22 protein-coding genes are annotated in these 22,575 nt (G+C 70.6%); 5 read left to right on the top strand and 17 right to left on the bottom strand.

From position 1 onward, the window contains the following. Nucleotides 1–32: 32 nt before the first annotated feature. The 5 genes from OG371_RS00835 to OG371_RS00855 all read right to left on the bottom strand — a co-directional run bounded on the left by OG371_RS00835 (nucleotide 33) and on the right by OG371_RS00855 (nucleotide 5,235). A complete protein-coding gene (locus tag OG371_RS00835) occupies nucleotides 33–1,145 on the bottom strand; it encodes an NAD(P)-dependent alcohol dehydrogenase (protein ID WP_329064485.1) in 1,113 nt (370 codons plus the stop codon). A gap of 214 nt (nucleotides 1,146–1,359) precedes the next feature. Continuing rightward, nucleotides 1,360–2,154, bottom strand: a complete 795-nt coding sequence (locus tag OG371_RS00840) for an HpcH/HpaI aldolase/citrate lyase family protein (RefSeq protein WP_329064487.1) — start codon at nucleotides 2,152–2,154, stop codon at nucleotides 1,360–1,362. Then, nucleotides 2,151–2,960, bottom strand: a complete 810-nt coding sequence (locus OG371_RS00845) for an FAS1-like dehydratase domain-containing protein (RefSeq protein WP_329064489.1) — start codon at nucleotides 2,958–2,960, stop codon at nucleotides 2,151–2,153. Before OG371_RS00845 ends, OG371_RS00840 begins: the two co-directional genes overlap by 4 nt. Further along, nucleotides 2,957–4,075, bottom strand: coding sequence for a CaiB/BaiF CoA transferase family protein (locus OG371_RS00850; RefSeq protein WP_329064491.1), 1,119 nt, complete (start codon nucleotides 4,073–4,075; stop codon nucleotides 2,957–2,959). The genes OG371_RS00845 and OG371_RS00850 overlap by 4 nt, the downstream gene beginning before the upstream one ends. Next, nucleotides 4,075–5,235 carry an acyl-CoA dehydrogenase family protein gene (locus OG371_RS00855; RefSeq protein WP_329064493.1) on the bottom strand — a complete coding sequence of 387 codons (1,161 nt, stop codon included), beginning with the start codon at nucleotides 5,233–5,235 and terminating at the stop codon, nucleotides 4,075–4,077. Before OG371_RS00855 ends, OG371_RS00850 begins: the two co-directional genes overlap by 1 nt. A gap of 86 nt (nucleotides 5,236–5,321) precedes the next feature. Here OG371_RS00855 and OG371_RS00860 point away from each other — a divergent pair, with 86 nt between their 5' ends. Together OG371_RS00860 and OG371_RS00865 are read left to right on the top strand one after the other, a co-directional pair. Beyond that, a complete protein-coding gene (locus tag OG371_RS00860; protein ID WP_329064496.1) occupies nucleotides 5,322–6,266 on the top strand; it encodes a LysR family transcriptional regulator in 945 nt (314 codons plus the stop codon). A 27-nt stretch (nucleotides 6,267–6,293) separates the two neighbouring features. Next, entirely contained in the window at nucleotides 6,294–7,394 is a 1,101-nt protein-coding gene (locus OG371_RS00865; protein WP_329064498.1) for a glycosyltransferase, read from the top strand. Nucleotides 7,395–8,026: 632 nt separating this feature from the next. Here the strand turns inward: OG371_RS00865 and OG371_RS00870 are convergent. The 3 genes from OG371_RS00870 to OG371_RS00880 all read right to left on the bottom strand — a co-directional run bounded on the left by OG371_RS00870 (nucleotide 8,027) and on the right by OG371_RS00880 (nucleotide 10,703). Further along, nucleotides 8,027–8,851, bottom strand: coding sequence for a MarR family winged helix-turn-helix transcriptional regulator (locus OG371_RS00870; RefSeq protein WP_329064500.1), 825 nt, complete (start codon nucleotides 8,849–8,851; stop codon nucleotides 8,027–8,029). A gap of 136 nt (nucleotides 8,852–8,987) precedes the next feature. After that, nucleotides 8,988–9,767 carry an SDR family NAD(P)-dependent oxidoreductase gene (locus tag OG371_RS00875; protein ID WP_329064502.1) on the bottom strand — a complete coding sequence of 260 codons (780 nt, stop codon included), beginning with the start codon at nucleotides 9,765–9,767 and terminating at the stop codon, nucleotides 8,988–8,990. 63 nt (nucleotides 9,768–9,830) lie between these two features. After that, a complete protein-coding gene (locus tag OG371_RS00880) occupies nucleotides 9,831–10,703 on the bottom strand; it encodes a helix-turn-helix domain-containing protein (protein ID WP_329064504.1) in 873 nt (290 codons plus the stop codon). A gap of 141 nt (nucleotides 10,704–10,844) precedes the next feature. On the opposite strand from OG371_RS00880, the gene OG371_RS00885 reads away from it, so the two are divergent. From OG371_RS00885 to dmpI, 3 genes are all read left to right on the top strand, one after another. Next, a complete protein-coding gene (locus OG371_RS00885; protein ID WP_329064506.1) occupies nucleotides 10,845–11,450 on the top strand; it encodes a hypothetical protein in 606 nt (201 codons plus the stop codon). 41 nt (nucleotides 11,451–11,491) lie between these two features. Beyond that, the gene (locus OG371_RS00890) at nucleotides 11,492–12,358 is read left to right on the top strand and encodes a LysR family transcriptional regulator (protein WP_329064508.1); all 867 of its coding nucleotides are present in this window, start codon (nucleotides 11,492–11,494) and stop codon (nucleotides 12,356–12,358) included. Between the two features lie 72 nt (nucleotides 12,359–12,430). After that, nucleotides 12,431–12,634 (top strand): 4-oxalocrotonate tautomerase DmpI, encoded by a 204-nt coding sequence (gene dmpI, locus OG371_RS00895; protein ID WP_329064510.1) that lies wholly within the window; start codon nucleotides 12,431–12,433, stop codon nucleotides 12,632–12,634. 48 nt (nucleotides 12,635–12,682) lie between these two features. Here dmpI and OG371_RS00900 read toward each other — a convergent pair whose 3' ends face one another. The 9 genes from OG371_RS00900 to OG371_RS00940 all read right to left on the bottom strand — a co-directional run bounded on the left by OG371_RS00900 (nucleotide 12,683) and on the right by OG371_RS00940 (nucleotide 22,555). Continuing rightward, on the bottom strand, nucleotides 12,683–13,975 hold the full coding sequence (locus tag OG371_RS00900) for an ATP-grasp domain-containing protein (RefSeq protein WP_329064512.1): 1,293 nt from the start codon (nucleotides 13,973–13,975) through the stop codon (nucleotides 12,683–12,685). Between the two features lie 130 nt (nucleotides 13,976–14,105). Next, complete coding sequence (locus tag OG371_RS00905) at nucleotides 14,106–15,404, bottom strand: MDR family MFS transporter (RefSeq protein WP_329064514.1); 1,299 nt, start codon at nucleotides 15,402–15,404, stop codon at nucleotides 14,106–14,108. Between the two features lie 48 nt (nucleotides 15,405–15,452). Further along, nucleotides 15,453–16,706 carry an NAD(P)/FAD-dependent oxidoreductase gene (locus OG371_RS00910; RefSeq protein WP_329064516.1) on the bottom strand — a complete coding sequence of 418 codons (1,254 nt, stop codon included), beginning with the start codon at nucleotides 16,704–16,706 and terminating at the stop codon, nucleotides 15,453–15,455. 18 nt (nucleotides 16,707–16,724) lie between these two features. After that, nucleotides 16,725–17,417 (bottom strand): rhodanese-like domain-containing protein, encoded by a 693-nt coding sequence (locus OG371_RS00915; protein WP_329064518.1) that lies wholly within the window; start codon nucleotides 17,415–17,417, stop codon nucleotides 16,725–16,727. After that, nucleotides 17,417–19,030, bottom strand: coding sequence for an AMP-binding protein (locus tag OG371_RS00920; protein ID WP_329064520.1), 1,614 nt, complete (start codon nucleotides 19,028–19,030; stop codon nucleotides 17,417–17,419). The genes OG371_RS00915 and OG371_RS00920 overlap by 1 nt, the downstream gene beginning before the upstream one ends. Nucleotides 19,031–19,052: 22 nt before the next feature. Next, a complete protein-coding gene (locus OG371_RS00925) occupies nucleotides 19,053–19,976 on the bottom strand; it encodes an alpha/beta hydrolase (protein ID WP_329064522.1) in 924 nt (307 codons plus the stop codon). Next, complete coding sequence (locus tag OG371_RS00930; protein ID WP_329064524.1) at nucleotides 19,969–21,624, bottom strand: amino acid adenylation domain-containing protein; 1,656 nt, start codon at nucleotides 21,622–21,624, stop codon at nucleotides 19,969–19,971. The genes OG371_RS00925 and OG371_RS00930 overlap by 8 nt, the downstream gene beginning before the upstream one ends. Further along, complete coding sequence (locus OG371_RS00935; RefSeq protein WP_329064526.1) at nucleotides 21,621–22,094, bottom strand: GNAT family N-acetyltransferase; 474 nt, start codon at nucleotides 22,092–22,094, stop codon at nucleotides 21,621–21,623. The genes OG371_RS00930 and OG371_RS00935 overlap by 4 nt, the downstream gene beginning before the upstream one ends. Beyond that, a complete protein-coding gene (locus OG371_RS00940; RefSeq protein ID WP_329064528.1) occupies nucleotides 22,091–22,555 on the bottom strand; it encodes a hypothetical protein in 465 nt (154 codons plus the stop codon). Before OG371_RS00940 ends, OG371_RS00935 begins: the two co-directional genes overlap by 4 nt. Nucleotides 22,556–22,575: the final 20 nt, after the last annotated feature.

Genomic DNA, 22,575 nt, shown 5'->3' on the forward strand with positions numbered 1-22,575 from the left:
TTCCTCCTGATGGTTGTTCCGGTGTCGGATCGTCACTCGCCCAGGACGAGGACGGGCTTGATGACGTCGCCGCGGGCGGCGTCCTCGAACGCCCGGTTGATGTCGGCGAAGTCGTAGGCGCGCACCAGCCGGTCGAACGGGAACCGGCCCGAGCGGTACAGCTCGGCCAGCGCCGGGATGAAGGACTGCGGCCGGGAGTCGCCCTGGGCGATACCGCGCACCGTCCGGCCGCCGTTGAGCAGGCTGTTCATGTCGATCGGCGCCTTGGTCCCGGCGGGCGCCCCGCCGATCAGCGCGGCGACGCCCATCGAGCCGAGCACCTCGACCGCGAGGGCGAGCATGGCGGGCAGCGCGGTGATCTCCAGGACGTAGTCGAAGCCCCCGGCACGGATCTTGCGCAGGCGCTCGCCGGTGTTCTCCTTGCTGCCGTTGATCAGGTGGGTCGCGCCCAGTTCCTCGGCGAGCGCGAGCCGGGCGTCGTTCACGTCGACCGCGACGATCGTCGTGGCGCCGACGGCCTTCGCCGCCATCACCGCGGCCAGGCCGACCGCGCCGGTGCCGAACACCGCGATCGATTCGCCCGCACCGACGTGCAGTGAATTGATCACCGCGCCGGCCCCGGTCTGCATCCCGCAGCCCAGCGGCCCGGCCAGGGTGAGCGGCAGATCGTCCGGGAGCCGCACGGTGTTGCGCTCGTTGGCGATCGCATACCGCGCGAATGAGGACTGGCCGAAGAAATGCCCGTGTACACCGCTTCCGGCATACGCGTTGCTGCCGTCCAGGCGGGCGGCGCCGAACGAGAGCCCGAAGCCGTGCTCGCAGTTGGCCGGCGCGCCGGCCCGGCAGGAACGGCAATGGCCGCAGGACGGGAACGTCAGCCCGACGTGGTCGCCGGGCACGACGTCGCGCACCGCGGCACCGACCGACTCGACGATCCCGGCGCCCTCGTGCCCGAGGATCACCGGCAGCGGGACCGGGTACTCCTGGTTCCGGCTGTGCGCATCGGTCTGGCAGACGCCCGTCGCGACGATGCGGACCACCACCTCGTCGGCCCGCGGTCCGGACACACCCACCGTGCGGATGCGGAACGGCCCGCCTTTTTCCTCGACGACAGCGGCTTCGAAAGTCAATTCCGGGGAAACCACCGGCTCGTCACCTTCTTCCAGTCACCGGGATTACGACCGGATTCACCGGTCCAGACCTCGGCGACTGTACCCACGAGCCGGAAAAAGCGGTACACAGCAAAATAAACGCTGTCAATTACTGCGATTGACGATGCCAATGACTCGCGCGGTGATACTCAAGTGCGCGCGTTCAAACGCTCACTCATTGGCAATTTCGATAACTGCGATGAAAGATTCAGTGCGCCGCGACGCGAGCGAGGATTCGCTCGGCACGCAACAAGACCGGCCGGTCGACCATCTGTCCATTGAGGACGACAACGGACCCGTCGCCGGTAGAGGCGGCCAGGACGTCACGCGCCCACTGCACGTCGGCGTCCGAGGGGGTGAAGGCGCGGTTCACGGGGTCGACCTGGCGCGGGTGGATACACAGCTTTCCACTGAACCCCAGCGTGATCGCCGCCTCGATGTCCGCCGTCAGCGCACCTTCGTCGTCGAGGGTGGTGGTCACGCCGTCGATCGGGGCCGGTCGGCCCGCGGCCGCGGCGGCCAGGACGACGGCGGACCGCGCGTGGCGGAGTGCGTCCTGGGAGCGGTGGTCCACGCCCAGTTCCGCGGCGAGGTCCACGCTGCCGAAGGCGGCGCGGATCACTGCCGGCGCACCGCACAGGTCCACGCTCCGGGCAATGCCCAGCGCCGTTTCGAGCAACGGGATGATTGCCACGTCCGAGAGCTGCCCGAGCACGTCGGGATCCTCGGCCTTGGGCACCATCACCGCGGTCGCCAGCACACCGGCCACCGCAACGTCCTCGGTGAACCACGGCGTGTCCGCGGCGTTGATCCGCACCACCGCCTCGTGGCCGGCCTCCAGCCAGGCCAGCACGTTTTCGCGGGCCTCGGCCTTGAGTTCGGCGCCGACGGCGTCTTCCAGATCCAGCACGACGACGTCGGCACCGGCGGCTTCGGCCTTGGCGAATCGATCCGGGCGGTGGCCCGGGACGAACAGGAAAGACCGCGCCGCCGCTACATTCACGTTGCCTCGCTCCTCAGCGTCCCGGTGGCGGTCTGGCGGCCGTAACGGTCCCGCACCGCCGTTGTGACCGACTCCGGCCCCACTTCGGCCGACACGATCATGCCCTGCTGATCGAACAACGGCGAGACGAGCCGGTATTCGAACACGAGATCACCCGTGCAGCCGCGGGCGCGGGCGGCCTCGGCCATCGCGAGCGCCTGCAGCGGGCCGTGTGTGAGCAAACCCGGATATCCCTCGACACCCCGCGCGTAATCACGGTCGAAGTGGATGCGGTGGGCGTTGTAGGTCAAGGCGGAGAACCGGAACAACAGGGTCGGCGTGATCTCGATCGGCCATTCGCCGTCCGCCGGGGGAGTTTCCGCGCCGTCCGCCGGAGCGGTCACCGAGCCGGTCGCGGGGCGGTACACAATGTCCTGCTCCTCGTCGACGACGATGCGCCCGGACTGCAGGATCTGGTGCCCCACCGTGACGAAGGTCAGCGGTCCCGACCGGCCTTGTTTGTCCTGAGTGGACAGCACCGCCGAACGCCGGGTGGCGGGTTCGCCGCACCGCAGCGAGCCCCGGGCGCGCACGCGGCCGCCCGCCCACATCCGCCGACGGCCCGGCGCGGGCGGCTCCAGCACGGCGTTGCGCACCGGATGGCCGTCCGGGCCGAGGTCGGCCTGCGCGGGCCGGTCGAGCAGGTAGAACCAGTGCCACAGCAAGGGAAGGCCCTCGCCGGCGTCGAAATCAGGGACGGGTACGTCCAGCAGCGCGCCCAGCGCGCGGGCGGGCTCGGGCTGGATCAATTCGGTGTGCTCGATCATCGCTGGAACTCCGCCCGGATCGCCTCGGTGTGCTCGCCCAGCGCCGGGACCGCGCCCATCACCGGCTCCCAGCCGACGACCGGCGGGAGCAGGGCGTCAACGGTGCCGCCGGGGATGTCGACGCGGCGCCACCGCTGCCTCGCCGCGAGCTGGGGGTGCCGGGTGAACTCGGCGGGGGTGCGCAGCCGGGCGTTGGCGATGCCGGCCCGGTCCAGGAGGTCGACCACTTGCACGGCGTCGAGCGTCTTGAACACCGCCTCGATGATCGACGTGAGCTCGTCGACGTGCGCGACGCGCTCGTCATTGCTGCGAAACCGCTCGGCCAATTCCGGCTGGCCCAGGATGTCCCGGCACAGCACCGTCCACTCACGATCGTTCTGGACGCCGAAGAACACCGAGCCGTCCCGGGTCCGATGAGGACCGTAGGGGGCGATCGACGGATGCCGCGCGCCGGTCCGCCGCGGTTCTTCGCCGCCGTCACGGGAGAAGTAGGCCGGCTGGCTCATCCACTCCCCCAAGGCGTCGAGCATCGCCACCTGCAGGCTCGCCCCCTGCCCGGTGCGTTCGCGGTCGTACAACGCGGTGAGAATCCCGCTGTAGGCATACATTCCCGTGGCGATGTCCGCGATGGAGATGCCCGCCTTCGCCGGGGCGTCCGGCGTGCCGGTGGACGAAACCAGGCCGGTCTCGCATTGCACAAGCAGGTCGTACGCCTTCTTCGAGCGGTACGGCCCGGTCGAGCCGTAACCCGAGATCGAGCAATGCACCAGCTCGGGCCGCGCCGCCCGCAGCGTCTCGGCGTCCAAGCCCAGCCGTTCGACGGCGCCGGGCACGAGGTTCTGAACGACCACGTCCGCGCGGTCCAGCAACGCGTCGAGCAACCCGCGGTCGCGCTTGATGTCCAGCTCGACGCTTTCCTTGCCCCGGTTGAGCCACACGAAGTAGCTCGACTGGCCGTGCACGGTCCGGTCGTAGCCCCGCGCGAAATCACCGGCGCCCGGACGTTCGACCTTGATCACCCGGGCGCCGAGGTCCGCCAGCTGCCGGGTCGCGAACGGCGCGGCGACGGCCTGTTCGAGCGCGACGACCGTGATGCCGTCAAGCGGGTGGTGCATCACCGGGCTCGCAGGCTGTGCCGCTTGACCAGCTGCCGCGCGATCACCGTGCGCTGGATCTCGTTGGTGCCCTCGCCCACGATCATCAGCGGCGCGTCCCGGAAATACCGCTCGATGTCGAACTCGGTCGAATAGCCGTAACCGCCGTGGATGCGCATGGCGTTCAACGCGACCTCCATCGCGGTCTCGGACGCGAACAGTTTCGCCATCCCCGCCTCCATGTCCGCACGCTCGCCCGAGTCGTAGCGGCGGGCGGCGTAGTGCACGAGCTGCCGGGCGGCCTCGAGTTTCGTGGCCATGTCGGCGAGGTAGTTGCCGATCGACTGGTGCAACCAGATGGGCTTGCCGAAGGTCTCGCGTTCCTGCGCGTACCGCAGCGAATCCTCGAGCGCGGCCCGGCCGACGCCGAGGGCCCGGCAGGCCACCTGGATCCGGCCGATCTCCAGTCCGCGCATCATCTGCGCGAAGCCCTCGCCCTCCTCGCCGCCCAGCAGCGCGGACGCCGGCACCCGGAAGTCGTCGAACGCCAGCTCGCAGCTTTCGACGCCCTTGTAACCGAGTTTGGGCAAGTCGCGGGACACGTGGAAGCCGGGGCCCGGCTCGACGAGCAGGATGCTGATGCCCCGATGGACCGGCTGGGCGGCGGGATCTGTCTTGCACAGCAAGGCGATCAGCCCCGAACGGCGGGCGTTGGTGATCCACGTCTTCGACCCGTTCACCACGTACTCGCCGCCTTCGCGCCGGGCGGTGGTCCGCAGTGCCTGCAGGTCCGAACCGCCGCCGGGCTCGGTCAACGCCATCGTCGCGCGGAGTTCGCCGGTCGCCATCCGCGGCAGGTAGGCGTCCTGCTGCTCCCGCGTGCCGAAGGCCACCAGCAGCTTGGCCACGACCGTGTGGCCGCCCATCGCGCCGGCCAGGCTCATCCAGCCGCGCGCGAGCTCCTCGGTGACCGCCGCGTAACACTGCGCCGAAACCTGGGCCTGGCCCCACGGCTCCGGGATCGCCAGGCCGAACACGCCCATCGCCTTCATCCGGTCGATCAGCTGCTCCGGGTAGGTGTTCGCGTGGTCCAGGTCCTGCGCGACCGGCCGGACCTCCTTGTCCACGAACTCGCCCACCAGCGCGACGATCTCGGTTTCCTCCTGGGTCAATCCGTCCATCACGACGCTCCCTTCCCGATCTATCATGAAGTGGAATGACCCTTCGAGGGAAATAGCAATCTGTGATGCCCCCATGCTCGGGCGGGATGGGACCGATGGACCTCAAGCAGCTCAAGGCGCTGGTGACCGTGGTCGAGACCGGCAGCGTGACCCGGGCTGCCGAGCTGCTGCACCTGGTCCAGCCGGCGGTGACCCGGCAGATCCGGGCGCTCGAGCACGAACTCGGGGTGCCGCTGTTCGACCGGACGCACCAGGGCATGCGGCCGACGAAGGCCGGCGCGTCACTGGCCGACCGGGCCCGGCGGGCGCTGACCGAGCTCGACCGGGCCCGCGCCGAGCTGACGCCGGCCACCGGGGCGGTCACCGGGATCGTCACCGTCGGACTGCTCGAAAGCGCGGCGGAACTGCTGGCCGAACCGTTGGCCCGCGCGGTGCTGCGCGACCACTCCGGCATCGAGCTGCGCGTTCAAACGGCGTACTCCGGCCACCTGCAACAGTGGCTCGACGACGGCGATCTCGACCTGAGCCTGCTGTACAACCTGACCGGCTCGCCGTCGCTGAACGCGACGCCGCTCGTCCGCGAGCAACTGTGGGCGGTCGCCCCGGCCGACTGCGGCCTCGATCCGCAGGAGCCGGTGCGGTTCGCCGAGGTCGCCGCGCACCCGATCATCATGCCGTCGCCGGGCCACGGACTGCACGCGCTGATCACCGGCGCCGCCCGGCGCGCAGGCGCCGAACTCGACACGGCGATCCAGACCAACTCGATGAGCCTGCAGAAACAGCTCGTCCGCAGCGGCCAGGGCTGGACCATCCTGCCCGCCGTCGGCATCGCGGGGGACCTCGACGGCAGCACCCTCAGCGCGGCGCCGTTGTGCGCGCCGGAAGTCCGCCGTTCGATCGTGCTGGGCACCCCTCGGACGGGTCGGGTGCCACCCGCGGTCGAAGTCGTCGCCCGCGCGCTGGTCGACCAGATCCGCGCGGCCGTCCACGGTGGACGGTGGCCCTCCGCGGTGCTGCAAGACGAACAGTGACGCCGGGCTCTGCCCTAGGGTCGAGGCATGCGTGTTCTTTTCACCGGAATACCCGTGTACGGGCACCTGCTGCCGATGCTGCCGCTCGCGGTGGCGGCGCGGGCTGCCGGGGACGAAGTTGCTGTCACCACGGCGGATTCGATGGCCGGCGCCGTCGGGGATCTGGATTTCTTCGCGGCCGGCGCGACGAGTGCGGAGTTGCGCGCCGAGCACGAGCGGCGGTCCGGTGAGCCGAGCCGGAGTTCGCTGTCCGACGTCGCCTGGCTGGTCGGGTTGCTCGGCGGCACGCGCGTCGACCTGTCTTACGACGCGGTGCTCGCCGTGGCGAAGGAGTTCCGGCCGGACCTCGTCGTCGCGGATTTTGTCGACGTAGTGGCCCCGCTGGTCGCCGCGGCGGTGGGTGTGCCGTGGGCCAGACACAACGTCACGACTTCGATGCCGCCGGAATTCACCCGGGCCTGGCTCGACGAATTGGCCGCCCGGGCCGAGGCCATGGGGCTGACGCTGGCTCCCCGGGTGGCGTGCCTGGAACCGTTGCCGCCGGTGCTGCGCACGGGCGACGAGGTGGCGGCCGAGGACGAGATCGCGGTGCGCCCGCAGCCCTATCGGCCACCGGGTGCCGAGCCGCGCGCCCCGCTGGGTGACGGCCGGACCCGGGTGTTGCTGACTCTCGGCACAGAGGCGGACCCGGCCGTGCACCTGCGGCGCCTGCTGACCGGACTGTCCGAAGTGGACGCCGAAATCCTGGTCACCACCGACGCCGTACCGGCCGCCGCGCACGTTCGTTTCGTCGGCTTCACCCCGCTGGCCGACCTGCTCGAGGACGTCGACGCGGTCATCACCGCGGGCGGTGCCGGCACCGTCGCCGGGACGCTGAGCCGCGGCCTGCCGATGGTCATCGTGCCCATGGTCTACGACCAATCCCTCGTCGCCGACCGCACCGCCGTGACCGGCGCCGCGCTCGTCGTACCGCCGGAGGACGCGGAAAGGGTCCTCGGCAAGGCCCTCACCACCGTGCTCGACGACCCGGGCTATCGGGCCGCCGCACGTGCGGTCGCGGCGCGGATCGGTGAGCTGCCTTCGCCGGGCGCCGCGTGGACGGAGCTTCGGCGCCGGGTGGCCGACTGAGCCGGATCCGGGCTGTGCCTCGGCGCCACGACCTGCTCCCCTCACCGGCCGAGCCGACGGTCTTCCGCTTCGATCGCCGAGCCAGTCACCGAACCGAAGGTGATCCACCCCGAGCAGCCCAGCCGAACACCGCCCACCCGGCAGCCAAGCCGGAGGCGACCCACCCCCAGCAGCCTGCCGAACGCCACCCACCGGGGCAGCCAAGCCGGAAGCGACCCACCCCCAGCAGCCAGCCGAACGCCACCCACCGGGGCAGCCAAGCCGGAAGCGACCCACCCCCAGCAGCCAGCCGAACGCCACCCACCGGGGCAGCCAAGCCGGAGGCCCCCACCGCGAGGTCAAGGCAGCGGTCAAGCCAGCGATCCCCGCCCCGCTGACCGAGCCGAAGACCGCCACCCCACTGGCCAAACCAGTGGCAGAGCCCAAGGTCGTCCGCTCGATGACCGTGGCCGAGTCGACAGCCGTCGACCTCGCTGACCGAGCCGGTGACGGAGTCTGAGATCGCCGCCGTCCGCCGAGCCAGTGGCCAAGCCGCAGGTCACCCACCTCAAGGTCGTGTCTGTGGCAGAGCCGGAGAGCGTCAACCTCGCTGGCCGAACCGAAGGCCGTGGCCGTCGCGTTGAGGTGGCCGCTCAGTCGCCGGCGGCGTCCACCGCCGCGCAGATCGGTTCGAGGCCAGCGATCAGCTCGTCGAGTTCGGCCACGCTGAGGACGTCGTACGCCGGTGCCGCCAGTTCGTCGGTCAGGGTCTCGATTCGTTCCCTGGTCGCGCGGCCGGTGTCGGTGAAGCCGCCGGCGGCGTTGACCAGGCCGCGGTCGCGCAGACCGTCGATGACGGCGGCCAGCTGGGGCTTGGGCAGGTGGTGGATCCGGCCGAACTCCTCGGGCCGCATTCCGTGGGCGAGCGCGCACAGGACGTGGGCCTCGGTGCCGCCGATGCCGTGGGCGGCCAGGGCGATGTTGTGGCCGTCCCCGCGGTGCTCGCGCAGCAGCGTCGCCGCGTGCCAGAGGCGGGCGACCGGCTCCTCGGGAACGGCGAGCGCCCGGAGGCCGGCGTACAGGGCCCGGCCCTCGATCGGTGCGCTGACCGCGGCGCGAGTGGCGAGGTCGGCGGCCCGCGCCAGGCCGGACGAGTCGGCGAGGTCCCCGATCATCTGACGCAGGGCGGCGGCGCTCCCCCGTTCACGCACGGCGATCGCCTCCTCCGGGGTGGTCTTGCCCCAGACCCACGGGATGTGGCGCGCGACCTCACCGTCGGCGAAGTTGTAGAAGACCGCGTGCACCACCTCGGCCGGGGCCAGCCCCAGCGGCGCCGCGCGGCCCGCGAAGTACCCGTCCCAGTAGTTGCGCATGCCGAGGGCCAGGAATCCCTCGTTCGGGATGCCGGAGAAGGTGACGGTGCCGATCGACTCGGTGAACTCGGACATCCGGTGGGTCTTCGCCTGGGGGTGCGACATCGGTCGGCCTCCTGTGGTCGTGGCCGCGCCCTCGTGGGCGGCCCCTCACCCTGGCTACGAACGACGCGGCCCGGATCCGACAACTCCATCAGAAAATCTCCCGGAGGGGTGGACCGCGCCTTTCCTGCGCCCGCCGTCAGCTGGTCCGGTAGCGGGTGGCGAGTTCCGGGCTCTGCCCGGCGAAAGCGGCCAGATCGGCGTGGAAGACGGCGTCGAGGAGGCTCGCGTCCTCGACGCCGGGAGCGCAGACGACCTCGCCGAGTTCCAGCCCTCGCAGCGCGGCGGTGACGAGATCGCCGGCACTCATCCGCGGGACGGCGCTCAGGTCCATCCCCTGGCGCTCGTGGAATTCGGTGGCGACCACACCGGGACACACGACCTGGACCTGGACGCCGGTGCCTTCGAGTTCGGCGCTGAGGGTCTGCGACATCGCGACCAGGTGCGCGAGAGTCCCGGCGTAAACGGCGCGGCGGGGCATCTGCGAATGCGACGCGGGCCCGCTGAACGCGATCATGCCCGCCACGTTGATGATGGCGCCCCGGCCCCGCTCCACCATGCCGCCGACCGCGGCGCGGGCGAGCAGCGTCGGCGCGAGGACCTTGACGTTGACCAGTTCGCGGGCCTTTTCGGCGGGCAGCTCGGCGAGCGGCATGTAATGGGCGACGCCCGCGTTGTTGACCAGCAGGTCCAGCGGCTCGCCGGAGCAGACCTCGGCGACGGTGTTGATGCCCGCGTCGGTGGAGAGGTCGGCGGCCAGGGTGCGGACCTTGACCTGGGTGTGGGCGGCGGCGAACTCGGCCAGCCGCTCCTGCCGCCGGCCGACGACCACCAGGTCGTAACCGTCGTCGGCCAGTCGTTCGGCGAAGGCTTTGCCGATTCCGGAGGTGGCCCCGGTGACCAGTGCCAGCTTGCTCATGCGGAGTGTTCCCTTTCGATGGCCGGGGATGAATGTCCACTATGGATTGTTACTGGGAGAGAATCACTTCTGCGCGCGCCGATCCCGCTCACCGGCGGTCAAGTCGCGGGGCTCGGCCGGGGCCAGCAGGGCGGAACCGAGCAGCGCCAGCTTGTCGGCCGAATCGGTGCCGGGGTCCGGGTGGTAGACCGCGAGCATCAGCCCCGGCGCCTCACTGACCGCCAGCTTCTCCCGGTTCAGAGTGAGGGCACCGACCTGAGGATGGTCGAACCGCATGCTCGCCCCGCGCCGGCTCGCCACGTCGTGGCGTGCCCACAGTTGCCGGAACCGCGGGCTGGCAAGGGAAAGCTCCCCCACCAGCTCGATGAACCGGGGATCGTCGATGGTGGTGCCGACGGACTGGCGGAACCCGGCGACCAGGCCCTGCGACGCCAGCTCCCAGTCCACGAACAGGGCCTGCTCGGCCGGATCGAGGAACACGTCACGCAGCCGGTTCGCTCCCGCCACCAGGCGCGGCGAGAGCGCCGCGGCCAGCGGGTTGGCGGCGAGAACGTCGAGATAACGGCCCTCGACGAACGCGGGCAGCGAGACCGCCGTCAGGAACTTGACGATGCCCGGCGGGACCTTCTCCTTGCGGGGCCGCCGCGGACGGGCCGGTTTGGGGCCGGCGAGGCCGATCAGGTAAGCCGTGGTGTCGTCGTCGAGCTGCAGCACGCGGGCGATGGACTCGAGAACCTGCCGCGAAGGATTGCGGTCGCGGCCCTGTTCCAGGCGCAGGTAATAGTCGGCGCTGATCCCGGCCAGCATGCCGACCTCTTCGCGCCGCAAGCCCGGCACCCGCCGCACCCCGAGCACGGGAATGCCCGCCTGCTCCGGGGTGAGCAGCTCACGGCGGGCGCGGAGGTAATCGCCCAGCAGATTCGGCTCGTCGGTCATATTCTCACGATAATCCGCGTGACCGGCGCTCGCCTGGTCCTCTCACCCCCAGGATCACCGGGGCACTGGCACGGGGCGCTGGCGGCCGGAAGGATTACCGGCAGCGCATCACGGAGAGAGGGACGCAATGGCGTGTTGCACGTGGCCCGTGACGGCGGCGTCAAGCGGGTTGTCCTGACCTCGGCGTTCCACGCGGTCGCTTATGGCTACGCGCATACGGACCACGAATTCACCGAGGACGATTGGACTGTCCTCGATGGACCCGGCGTCACTCCGTCCACCAAGAGAAAAACGCTCGCCGAGCGCGCCGTATGGGACTTCATCGCCGCCGAGGGCGGTGCGACGGAACTCGCCACGATCCTGCCCGTCGCGGTCATGGGACCGGCGATGGGTGTGGATCCCGATCGTCGACGTCCGCTGCACACATTCACGCCCGTTGCCGCCGGGCAGCGTTTCCTCGTTTCGAGCGGGCCGGCGATTTCGCTCAAGCAGATCGGCGCCGTCCTGAAAGGAAATCTCGGCGACGCGGCGCAGCGCGTGCCGAGCCGGTCCATTCCGGACATCGCGGTCCGGATCGCTTCGGTGTTCCTCAAGGAATTCCGTTCGGTGGTCCCGGATCTCGGCTTCGCGCGGAAGCCGAGCAGCGAGAAGGCCCGCCGCGTGCTGGGCTGGCAGCCGCGCAAACCCGAGGAGGCCATCATCGCGACCGCCGAAAGCCTGGTGAGAAAGCAGCTCGTCAAGGCGTAACCGGCTGGGTTCGGCCGGGGCCGGTGCGGTTGACTGTGCCGGTGGAACTGCGTCAGCTGCGTTACTTCGTGACGGTCGCCGAGGAGCTGCACTTCGGCCGGGCCGCCGGGCGCCTGCACATCGTGCAGTCCGCGGTGAGCCAGCAGATTCGCCGGCTGGAGCGGGAACTGGGGGCCGAGCTGTTCGACCGCACGCCGCGCACGGTGCGGCTGACGCCGGCCGGGCGGTTGCTGCTGCCCGAGGCCCACGCGGTGCTGGCCGCGGCGGACCGGGCCAGGGCCGTGATCGCGGACGCGGCCGGGGCCAACGGCGCGACCCTGCGGCTGGGCACCAGCGACGGGCTGGGCGATCACCTGGACCAGGTCCTGGCCGCGTTGGCCGGGTACAGCGTGGAACTGGTGTCGGCGCCGACCCGGGCCCGGCTGGATCAGGTGCGGGCGCACGAGCTCGACGCGACGTTCGTCCGGGGCATCACCGAGAGCCCCGGGCTGCGGCTGATCCCGTTGTGGCTGGACCAGCTCACCGTCGCGCTGCCGATCGACCACCCGCTGGCCGACGCCGCTTCGGTCGATCTGGCCGAGCTGGCCGGTCTGCCGCTGCGGCTGGCCGGGCATTCCCGCAACGCGCCGCTGCACGACCTGGTGCTGTCGGCCTGCCGGGAGGCCGGGTTCACGCCGGTGTTCGGCCCGCCGTTCACGACGATGCAGGACACCCTGGCCGCGGTCGGCTCCGGTCCGGCGAGCTGGACCGTGGCCTACGAGTCCCACGCGCGCCGGCTGCCCTCACCGCGGGTCGCCTTCCGCCGGACCACGCGGCCGATCCGGATGCCCACCCTGCTCGCGGTCTCGGCGAGCAGCCCGCCGTGGTGCCTGGACGAGCTGCTGCGCGCCTGCGATCACGATCGCTGATCGCTGCGATCCCGGACTGCGCCTTGGTCGCGGCGGGTTCTTCGGCTGGACTGGTGCCAGTCCGAAAACCCCGTGACACCAAGGAGAACGCCAATGCCGATCGTCACCGTCCAGCAGGGTCCGCGCACCGTCGAGCTCAAGCGCGAGCTGGTGCAGCGGATCACGGACGCGTTCGTGGAATCCCTCGCCGTGCCGGCCGAGTCGGTGCAGGTGTGGATCCAGGAAGTCCCGACCGACAGCTGGGGCATCGCGGGCAAGCTGACCGCGGACAAGTGAGGTTTCGCCGCGCCACGGCGAACGCGATCCGCCGTGGCGCGGCGAAGCTCAACCGGCCTCGATGGTCAGCTCGACCTGGCTCACGTGGGTGGCGACCTCGGGCTCGGGATCAGCGGCCAGCGGCAGGTCGACGACCACGCAGGCGGACCGGCCGTTCGAGTCGTTCAAGGTGCCGAGGCGGGTGCCTCGGGTGAGGCCGACCATCACCGACGCGCAGCGGGCCGGGGCGTCCGCCGACGAGGGCACCACGGCCGGCCAGTAGCCGTCTTCCGCGATCCAGGACACCGGCTCCCCCGCGTACCGCACGTCCGTCAGCAGGCCGGGGTGGTGTTCGACGAAACGCTGCACCGCGCGTCGCGAAGGGGCGGGCTGCTCGGGGCGCACGCCGAGGGCCAGGTCGACCATCGCCGGTTCCAAGGCGCGGCCGGTGGCCAGGTGCCACATCATCATGATCGCGTCGCCGGGGAGGCGGGCGGCGATCTCCATCAGCACCGGGCGCCCGTCCTGCAGGCGGAATTCCGCGTGCGTGATCCCGCTGCCGAACCTCAGCGCCTTCAGGATCGCGGTGTTCGCCTCGACCAGCGCGGCCGACTCGGCGAGCGGCACGTTCGCGGGGCTGGTGTGGCCGATTTCGGTGAAGTACGGGCCGCTGTCCTCGTTGGTCAGCTTGCCGGTCACGCCGCTCCACACCACCTCGCCGCGGTGGACCAGCGCCTCAACCGAAAACTCCCGCCCGGTCACGAGTTCCTCGACCAGGATCGTCTCGTCCGGCTCGTAGACGGACAACGCGGCACGCAGCTCGGCCTCGTTCGCGACCCGGAAGACGCCCGAGCTGAACATCCGGCCTGCCGGCTTGACCACGCACGGGTACACGTCGGACTTCGCGGAATCCCGTGCGTGCGGGGCGAAAGCGCGCGACGCCGGGCTGTGGTCACGCAGGATGACGCGCTGCATCACCTTGTCGCGGCACACCCGGGCCGCCCACGCGCCGGGCCCGGGCAGGCCCAGCGCCTCGGCCAAAGTCCCGGCGGGATCGACGAAAACCTCGCCGCTGCAGATCACCCCGCGCACGTCGAAGTCCTCGACCCAGTCCTGCACCGAGGCCAGCACGCCGTCGATGGCGGGGCCGGGCAGCTTGCGGACGGCCGCGATCCGCGACAGCGGGTGCGCCGGGTCGCCGATGTACGCGGTCAGCTTCGCCAGGTCGGTCGACGGCCCGACGATGACCAGCGGCGTCAGCCCGCGCCCGGCGATATCGGTGATCAGGCTGTGCTGGCGGGCCAGCGCCGCGATGTCGCTCATCACGATCAGCGCGGGGCGGCGGTCGCCCTCGAGATTCACCACAGGTCCTCCAGTCGATTTTCGTGCGGTGCGGTCCGGCTCGGTTGTTCCGCCCCAAAACCCGCTGCCGCCCATCGGCGGTGGCGGCCGGGGTCGGCCGGTGAGCTACGGCGCCGGCGGAACGCGGCCCTCACGGCGGAGTCAGCTCGCGCGTCGGCTCGGCGGGCGCAGCGGGACCGGCAGACGCCGCGGGTTCGGCGGCCGCAGCGGGTTCGGCGCGCCGGCTGAGCCGGGTGCCGATGCGGAACTGCGCGGCGGCCGCCACCGCGCCGACGACCAGGCAGCCGATCCAGAGCGGGGCCGCGCCCCAGGCATTGATCACCGCTCCGCCGACCAGCGGCGCCACCACCAGCGAGCCCGTCCAGGCGACCTGGAACAGGCCCTGGTACCGGCCGCGCAGGTGCTCCGGCGAAATCCGCGCCACGATGGCGAAACTGGTCGGGGTGTTGCCGATCTCGCCCAGGGTCCACACGACGATGGACGCCCCGTAGATCCACGGCGAGTGGCCGAGCAGCAGGACCGAGTAGCCCAGCCCGATCAGCGCCGACGAGCCGGCCAGCACCCGTGATTCCGGGAAACGCTTGTACAGCCGGGTGAGCGGCAGCTGCGCCACCGCGATCACGATCCCGTTGAGCGCGGCCACCTGGCCGAACGTGCTGGGCGAGAACCCGTCCCGGCCCATCGCGATCGGCAGGCCGCTTTCGGACTGGTAGAGGATCGTGAGCACCAGGAACTCGGCGATGACAAACGCCACGAAAGCGCGATCTCGCAGGACGGCGCCGAACCCGCCGCCGCTGTTGCCGTCCGCGTCAGCCGGCGCGGGTGTCCGGCCGCGGCCGGGCACCCGGAGCGCGACGAGCAGGGCGCTGATCAGCATGGTGGCGCCGTTGAGCCAGAACAGCGCGGTGTAGCCGGTGAACACGACCAGGCCGACCGAGAGCATCGCGACGGAGTACCCGAGGTTGATCGCCCAGAAGTTGAGCGAGTACGCCCGGGCCTGGTCCTTGCTGGGCACCACCTCGGCGATCAGCGCGTTGTGCGCCGGCCGCGTCGCGTTGTTCACCACGCCGACGACAAAAGCCCCGACCAGCAGGGTCCACGGCGAACGGGCGTACGCGAGCAGGACCATCGCGACCGCAGTGGCGGCCTGGGCGCCGACCAGCGTCGGCCGGTGGCCGAGCCAGTCGGCCAGGATGCCGCCGAACGGCCCGGCCACCAGCGACCCGATCCCGATCGCCGCCACGACCGCACCGGCGAACGCCGCGTTGTAGTGCAGCTCGTCGGTGACGTAGAACGCGAGCAGCGGCATCACGAAACCGCACACGCGGTTGATCAGCTGCGCGGCCCAGAGCCACCAGAAACCGGACGGCAGGCCGCCGAACGTCGCTCCGGCCGACGATCGCGCCTTGGCCAGCGGCCTGAATCGCATACGTTCCCCTCCGTGGTGAAGCTGTTGACCCCAGAAGCGTTTTTCGGGCTACAGCTTAAGCGGAGCGGTACGGCGCGTCATCATCGCGCGCATGAGCAACCGCTGGAATTCACCCGGCAGCAGCATTCGTCCGGTGAGCGCCAGATACTGCTGGCTCAGGTCCGGGTTCGCGCTGATAGTCTTGAACATTCGCAGCCGCGACGCGGCATTTTTGTCGACCAGGGAATCCACGCATATTCCTTCGGCGTGCGGCAGCAGGACCTCTTCGAGCTGCTGCCGGTATTCGGCCAATCCGGCGACCAGCCCGGTCTTGTCGAGTGACCGGCCGGTGAACGAGCGCGCCAGCAAATCGGCCGAGACCAGCGCGAACCCGCAGCCGACGCCGCTCATCGGGTCCAGCGACAGCGCCGCGTCCCCGACGAACGGGATCGAGCCGGCCACTGCCTGGCGGATCTGGCTCGGGTAGTCGCTGTAGCCCAGCAAGCCGTCCTCGAGCACCGCGTCGCCCATCGACGGCGCGTCCGGCAGGCTGTCGAAATATTCCAAAAACTGCGGCAGCCGGCCTTCTGTGCTGCCCCAGCCCTCGACCCGCGACTTCTCCGCGAAGAGCACGAGCTGGGTCCGGCCGTCGACCAGCGGGTAAACGCAGGCCAGGTCCCGTTCGTTCATGATGAACACCGAACGGCGGTCCGGCCGGGTCGTGATTCCGGAGAAATAACCGAACAGGGCCGCGCGCTCGTTCGGCCGCGATTCGGCCGGGTTGCCGAGTTCCTTGGCCAGCCGCGAACGGCGCCCGTCCGCGGCCACCACCAGCCGGGCCCGGAAGACGCGGGACCCGGTTTCGTCGCGGGTGTGCAGGCTCCAGCCGAAATCGTCTTCTTCGATTTTCTCCACGCTGGTGCCGTCGGCGAACTCGACGCCCTGCTCGCGCGCGGCCGTTCGCAGGGCCGGGTCGAGCACCCGCCGTTCCAGGTTCAGCGCGAACAGATCCTGGTCGCCGGGAAGATAATTGCCCGGCCCCTCCACGAGCCCGCCCGGCGTGACGAAAACCGCCTTGGTGGGCACCGAGTAATCGGCTTCGTAGAGGTGGGCCAGCCCCAGCTCGGCCAGGACCGGCACCGCGTGCGGCTGGATGAAATGCGTGCAGAGCCGCTTGTAGAACCGGTCGTCCATGGTCTTCTTGTCGAAGACGGCGACCCGGTGCCCCAGCTGGCGGAAGCGGATCGCGGCCGTGCAGCCGGCGATGCTCCCGCCCACCACGGCGACGTCCAGCTGCGAATCGTCGGAAATCGGGGTACTCACTGCTCGTCCACCTTCTCCTCAGCCGGCACAGCCGCAGTCGACCTGGTCGTGGGCCTCGCGGTGCGCGGCGTGCCCCTCGGTCGGGTAGCCGTCGCGCTTCCACCAGTCCAGGCCGCCGATCAGCTCCTTGACCCGGAAGCCCGAGGTGGCGAACTTGATCGCGGTCTTGGTGGAGGCGTTGCAGCCGATACCGTCGCAGTAGGCGACGTACAGCGGTTCCTTGGAGTGCCCGTCCAGCAGCTCCTCGGAGATCGAGCGGTGCGGGATGCTGATCGCGCCGGCGATGTGCTCGTGCGCGTACGCCTCGGCACTGCGGCCGTCGACGACCACCAGCTCCTGGCCTTGGTCGAGCGCGGTCTTCAGATCCGCGGAGTCGATCTCGTAGGCGAGTTTCTCCTGGTAGAAGTCCAGCTGCGAACGTAACTCCCGGGACATGTCACTTCCGTTCGGGGTCGGGGCTTCGGCGGCGGCGAAGCGTTCGGCGAGCGCGTAGAGGTCGCCCAGCGTGCTGGGGGTGACCAGCGAGTCCGCGTGCTCGCCCAGGTCGACGCCCCAGTCCTCCATGAGCGCGACCAGGACGCCGATGGTCAGCAGCGAGTCGAGGCCGAGGGTGTTCAGCGGCGTGTCGTCGGGCAGTGGCTCGAGGTCCACCGGAGTGCCCAGCGCCGCCTCGAGGTTCTCGGCGATCTGGTCTTTCACCGCTACGGGCATTACTCCCCCTTCGCTACGGGCTCGGCGGCCCCGTCGGCCGCCAGGACGAAATGACTGGAGGCCGACTGCTGCGCCGCGACCGTGAGCCGATCGATCAGGGCAGATGCGTCGAACTCCGTGACCGGCGACCACGCGATCAGTGCTGGTCGCAGGTACTGGGGCAGATCGGGCAGGAGCGCCTCGACCTCGGCCACGGCCTGATGCTCTTGGGCCACAACAACAAGAGCGAGGACGTCACGACGGTTGCGCGGGACGATGGCCGCCACAGCCCGTTCGACGCCGGGGCACGCCAAGGCGACCCGCCGAAGCTCAGCCAGGTGTGTACGACGGCCCGCCAGCGACACGATCTCCGGGTCGTCGTGCCGGTGGAACACGATCTCGCCGTCCGGGTCGTAGCTGCAGATGTCACCGGTCCGGAAGTAACGCGTCCCGTCCGCCTCCACCACGAGACGGGCGGTCTCCCCGGGGTGGTCGAAGTAGCCGAGCATGACCTGGTCGCCGCCGACCCAGAGTTCGCCCTGTGCCCCGGGTTCGTGGAGTTCGGCCCCGTCCTGCACGATCTTCGCGCGCATGCCCCGCAGCGGCCGTCCGACGGGGTACGCGCGGTCCGGATCCCCTTGCGGGACCTCGTAATTCAGGCAGAAGACGGTGGCCTCCGGCGGGCCGAACGCGTGCACGATCCGGGCCTGGGGCAGCTGGTGCTTCCACATGGCCAGGACGCCGGGAGCACAAACCTCGGCTCCGGTCAGCACGACCTCGATGGCGGGCAGCTTGGCCCGGGTGAGCTGCCGCCCGTCCCCGGTGATCATGGCCAGCAGCATCGAGACCGCGACCAGGTGCGTGATGCGCTCGCGGCCGAGCACCGCGCGCATGATCGCGCCGGCGGGCAGCCCGCGGAACTGGTGCACAAAAGCACCCAGCGACAACGGAAGCAGTGTGTCCAAGAAGGACACATCAACGTGGAACGGCGCCAGGCTCAGCACCCGGGACGCCGACGCGTAACGGAGAACCTCGTTCTGGTTGCGGAAATAGGCGAAGAGCGCGGCTGGACTGTTCTCGACGCCTTGGGGCTCGCCCGTCGGGCTGGAGGCGAAGATGATGTACGCGGGCTGCTCCGGCTGATGGGCCACGGTGGTGTGGTCCACAACTGGCCCGGCGAGGATCGCGGCCAGCTGAGTCCCGTCCAGCTGGACGGCGGGAACATCCAGGTCCCGGTCGTCCAGCGTGATCACGACCGACGGCCGCAGGCGCGTGAGCAGTCCCCGCAGCCGGGCTGCCGGCTCGGCCGCGTCGAGCGGGACGTAAACGCCGCCGCGTTTCCAGATGGCGACGGCCAGCAGCGGCATGACCGCCCGTTTCTCGGCCAGGACGGCCACGCGGTCCCCCGCGCCGACCCCCTGCCCGGCCAGCCAGGCCGCCACTGCCCGGGCGCCGCATTCGAGCTGGGCGAAGGTGTAATCGGTGTCGCCGTCGGCGATCGCGGTGCGGTCCGGCCATTTGCGGGCCGGGGCCACCAGCAGATCACCGAGGGCGGGCGGCGGGCCGCCCTGGTCCACGGGATCGATCGACCACGGCGGTAGTGCCGCCGCCTCGGTGTTGACCGCTGCTCTCAACCCTGCCACTCCGCTCGTCTGCTCAAGATCGGTTCACTGGCCCGGCCTCGGCCGTCACGCCGAGCCGGAACGCGGTCCCGGCGATCTCGGCCACCGCGCGCCGGGCCGAAGCCAGCTTCCCGGCGTACAGGCAGAAATCGTGCGGGAGATCCGGGAACTGCCGGTGCCGCACCGTGATCGGCGCTTCGGCCAGCTGCCGCACCCAGGCGATGCCTTCGTCACGCAGCACGTCGCAGCCCGCCGTCACGAGCGCGCAGTCCGGCAGCCGGGCCAGCTCGATTTCCGGTAACACGAACGGATCGAAGGCGCGGCCGGTGAAAAACGGCCTGAGGATCGAGGTGAAACCCCGCATCGCGGCCCGGTCGAGGAAGTAACCCTCCCCGAACGTCCGGTAGGACTCACGCTCGGTGTGCAGGTCCAGGACCGGGTAGATCAGCACGAGGCGCGAGAAGACGCCGGGCAGCACCCGCAGGCTCAGGTAGAGCGACAGCAGTCCGCCGACGCTGTCCCCGGCGAGGACGAGTTCCCGGTCCCCCAGCTCTTCGCACCGCGCCGCGAGGTGTTTTCCCAGCTGCGCCACCGACTCTTCGACGTCGTACTCTGGCGCCTTCAGGTAGTCGAAGGCCTCCACCGGCGCGTGCAAGGCGGTCGCCAACGTGCGCAGGAACGGCCGGAAGGTGTCGGTCGAGTAGTAGACCATTCCGCCGCCGTGGATGTAGAAGACGTGCGGGGCGGCCTCGGCTTCCTGCGCCGGCCGGACGAGCACCGAATGCGCGCCCGCCTCGACCGACGCGCCGTCGTCCGGCTCAGCGCCGCCGAAGCGCGAAATCCACCGCTCGGCGTTCGCCCGGTCCACCGTGAGCGAACCGGTGGACGCCGGCACCGCCATCAGCTTCCGGGCGGCGGCCAGCCGCGCGAACTCGGCGTTCAGCAGCCGCTCAGCCATCGCTGGGCTCGGCTTTTCCTTCGGGCGTCAGGACAAAGTGGTTCGCGCTCGAATCCTGGGCCGCCTCGGCGAGCCTTCGCATCAGCCGGCTCTCGTCCGTCTTCCCGGTTGAGGACACGGTCAGCTCGGGTGACCAGGCGACCAGGCCCGGGCGCATGTACTCGGGCAGCAGGTCGGCCAGCAGCCGCTCGACGTCGGCCAGCACCGCCTGGTCCGGCGCCATCACCACGAGGGCGATCACGTCGCGGCCGCGGCGCGGGACCAGCGCGACCGCCGCCCGGCCGACGCCCGGGCAGCCCAGCGCGAGCTGCCGGATCTCGCCCAGGTGGATGCGGCGGCCGGCGAGCTTCACCTCGTCGTCGTTGCGGCCGTGGAACACGAGGTCGCCGTTTTCGTCGTAACTGCACAGGTCGCCCGTGCGGTAGTAACGGACTCCGTCGACCTCGACCACGCGGCGGGCGGTCTCCTCCGGCTGGCCGAAGTAACCCAGCATCACCTGCTCGCCGCCGATCCACAGCTCGCCGACCTGGCCGGGCTCGCGGACCTCGGCCCCGTTCGTCACCAGGCGTGCCGCCACCCCGCGCAGGGGCTTGCCGATCGGGTACGAGCTGGTGCGCTCCGGTTCGGCTCGCTTGATCTCATGGGCGACGCAGACGATCGTCGCCTCGGTCGGTCCGTAGACGTTGATCACCCGCACCTCGGGCAGCTGGGTCTTCCAGGTGGTGATCACGCCGGGGTCGCAGACCTCCGCGCCGGTCATCACCATCTCCAGCCCGGGGAACTTCTCCCGGGTGACCTGCCGCCCGCCTTCGGTGATCATGGTCAGCAGCGTGGACACCGCGATCAGGTGCGTGATCCGCTCGCGGGTGATGACCGCGCGCATGACCGCGCCGGCGTGCACGCCGCGGAACTGGTGGACGTACGCGCCCAGCGAAAGCGGCAGCAGCGTGTCCTCGATCGACACGTCGAAGTGGAACGGCGACAGGCTGAAAACCCTTGAGGCGGGCGTGAACCGGAGCACTTCGTTGTGGTTCCCGAAGTACGCGACCAGGCTGGCGACACTGATCTCGACGCCCTTCGGCGTTCCCGTCGACCCCGAGGTGAAGATGATGTACGCCGTGTCCTCGGGCTCGTGCGCCACGGCCGGCCGCTCCGGGGCGGGACCCGCAAGGATCGCGTCAAGCTGCGTCCGGCCCGCCCAGCCGACGTCGGTCACCACCGGATCCCGGTCGTCCAGCGCGAGCACGGCCCGCGGTTCCAGCCGGTCGAGCAGGGCGGTCAGCCGGGCGGCCGGTTGCGCGGCGTCGAGCGGGACGTAAACGGCGCCGCACTTCCAGATCCCGATGGCGAGGCCGGGCATCAGCGCGCTTTTCCCGGCCAGGATCGCCACCCGGTCACCGCGGCGGACGCCCGCTTCGGTCAGCCAGGCCGCGAGTGCCCGGGCTTGCTGCTCCAGCTCGGCGAACGTGAGCCCGCCGCGCCCGTCGTGGACCGCCGGGCGGTCCGGCCAGTTGCTCGCCGCGGCCTGGACGAGGTCGCCGAGCGCGGGCGCCGGGGCGGCCCGGTCGGCGGGGTCGAGCGACCACGGCGGCAACAAGGCCGGTGACGCCGCCGGAACCACGCTCTCCGCCACGAAAATCTCCGTCACGAAAGGTCCAGCCCCTCGATTTCGTAGGTGAACCGGGCCTTGGCTTTGGCCGTCGCGCCCATGCGCCGGTAGAAGCCGATGCCCAGTTCGTTGTCCGGCGGCGTCTGCCATTCGGCCCAGTCGCAGCGGTGGGCGGCGGCGAATTCCCGCAGCCGCTCGAAGAACGCGCGGCCGAGCCCCATCCGGCGATAGGGCTCGCGCAGGTAGAGGCAATCCAGGTAGGCGAACGGCTTCGCGCTCCAGGTGGCGAAGTCGACGGTGACGGTCATGAAGCCACAGGGCTCCCCGTTGTCGGTCGCCATCCAGCCGTGCAGCGCGGGCTGCTCCGAGAACATCGCCGTATGCCAGCGCCCGACCTGGCCGTCCTCGCGGAAATCCGCCTTTTCGTACACCGCGTGCTCGCGGCACAGCTCCAGCAGCGCGTCCAGCTGACCGGGTTCGATCGGCTGCACTTTGATGTCGTGGTTCATACCCATCCCGAGAAAGTCATGCCGAGGTACGCGTCGAGCGAATCCTGGTCGAGCTTGCCGCGCGCGAGCACCGTCTTGACCCAGGCGTCGCGCTCGAACTTCAGCACCTCGAGCTCCCAGACGCAGGCGATCACGGCCCGTTCGGCCAGGGGCTCGAACGCCGCGCCCCCGGCCGAGCCGCGCACCCAGTGCTTGAGCATGTTGGCGTCGAACCACTGGCTGACCAGCAGGTAGTCGCCGTCTCCGCCGCGGTGCAGGATCACGAAGCCGGCCGGGTGGTCCTCGGGTTCCGGCGGTTCGAGCAGCACCGAGGCGACCTGCTGTCGCAGCCACTCCGGCGACGGCGGGGTGTCGGCGTCCACCGGGTCCGCGAAGATGCCGTACGCCTTCAGGGCCCGGCCGCGCACGTCCAGCGGCGGGAGTGCCTTGACCAGGCGCGGCGAGTACGTCAGCGAGTTCACCGGACGGCGCCCCCGCCGGC

This window comes from Amycolatopsis sp. NBC_01480 (assembly GCF_036227205.1).
GTDB lineage: Bacteria > Actinomycetota > Actinomycetes > Mycobacteriales > Pseudonocardiaceae > Amycolatopsis.

Coding starts and splice junctions, on each gene's coding strand:
- OG371_RS00845 (WP_329064489.1), bottom strand. CDS start 2,960: ATGATCGAGCACACCGAATTGATCCAGCCCGAGCCCGCCCGCGCGCTG.
- OG371_RS00875 (WP_329064502.1), bottom strand. CDS start 9,767: ATGAGCAAGCTGGCACTGGTCACCGGGGCCACCTCCGGAATCGGCAAA.
- OG371_RS00915 (WP_329064518.1), bottom strand. CDS start 17,417: ATGCCCGTAGCGGTGAAAGACCAGATCGCCGAGAACCTCGAGGCGGCG.
- OG371_RS00865 (WP_329064498.1), top strand. CDS start 6,294: ATGCGTGTTCTTTTCACCGGAATACCCGTGTACGGGCACCTGCTGCCG.
- OG371_RS00860 (WP_329064496.1), top strand. CDS start 5,322: ATGGGACCGATGGACCTCAAGCAGCTCAAGGCGCTGGTGACCGTGGTC.
- OG371_RS00925 (WP_329064522.1), bottom strand. CDS start 19,976: ATGGCTGAGCGGCTGCTGAACGCCGAGTTCGCGCGGCTGGCCGCCGCC.
- OG371_RS00880 (WP_329064504.1), bottom strand. CDS start 10,703: ATGACCGACGAGCCGAATCTGCTGGGCGATTACCTCCGCGCCCGCCGT.
- OG371_RS00905 (WP_329064514.1), bottom strand. CDS start 15,404: ATGCGATTCAGGCCGCTGGCCAAGGCGCGATCGTCGGCCGGAGCGACG.
- OG371_RS00850 (WP_329064491.1), bottom strand. CDS start 4,075: ATGCACCACCCGCTTGACGGCATCACGGTCGTCGCGCTCGAACAGGCC.
- OG371_RS00855 (WP_329064493.1), bottom strand. CDS start 5,235: ATGGACGGATTGACCCAGGAGGAAACCGAGATCGTCGCGCTGGTGGGC.
- OG371_RS00935 (WP_329064526.1), bottom strand. CDS start 22,094: ATGAACCACGACATCAAAGTGCAGCCGATCGAACCCGGTCAGCTGGAC.
- OG371_RS00870 (WP_329064500.1), bottom strand. CDS start 8,851: ATGTCGCACCCCCAGGCGAAGACCCACCGGATGTCCGAGTTCACCGAG.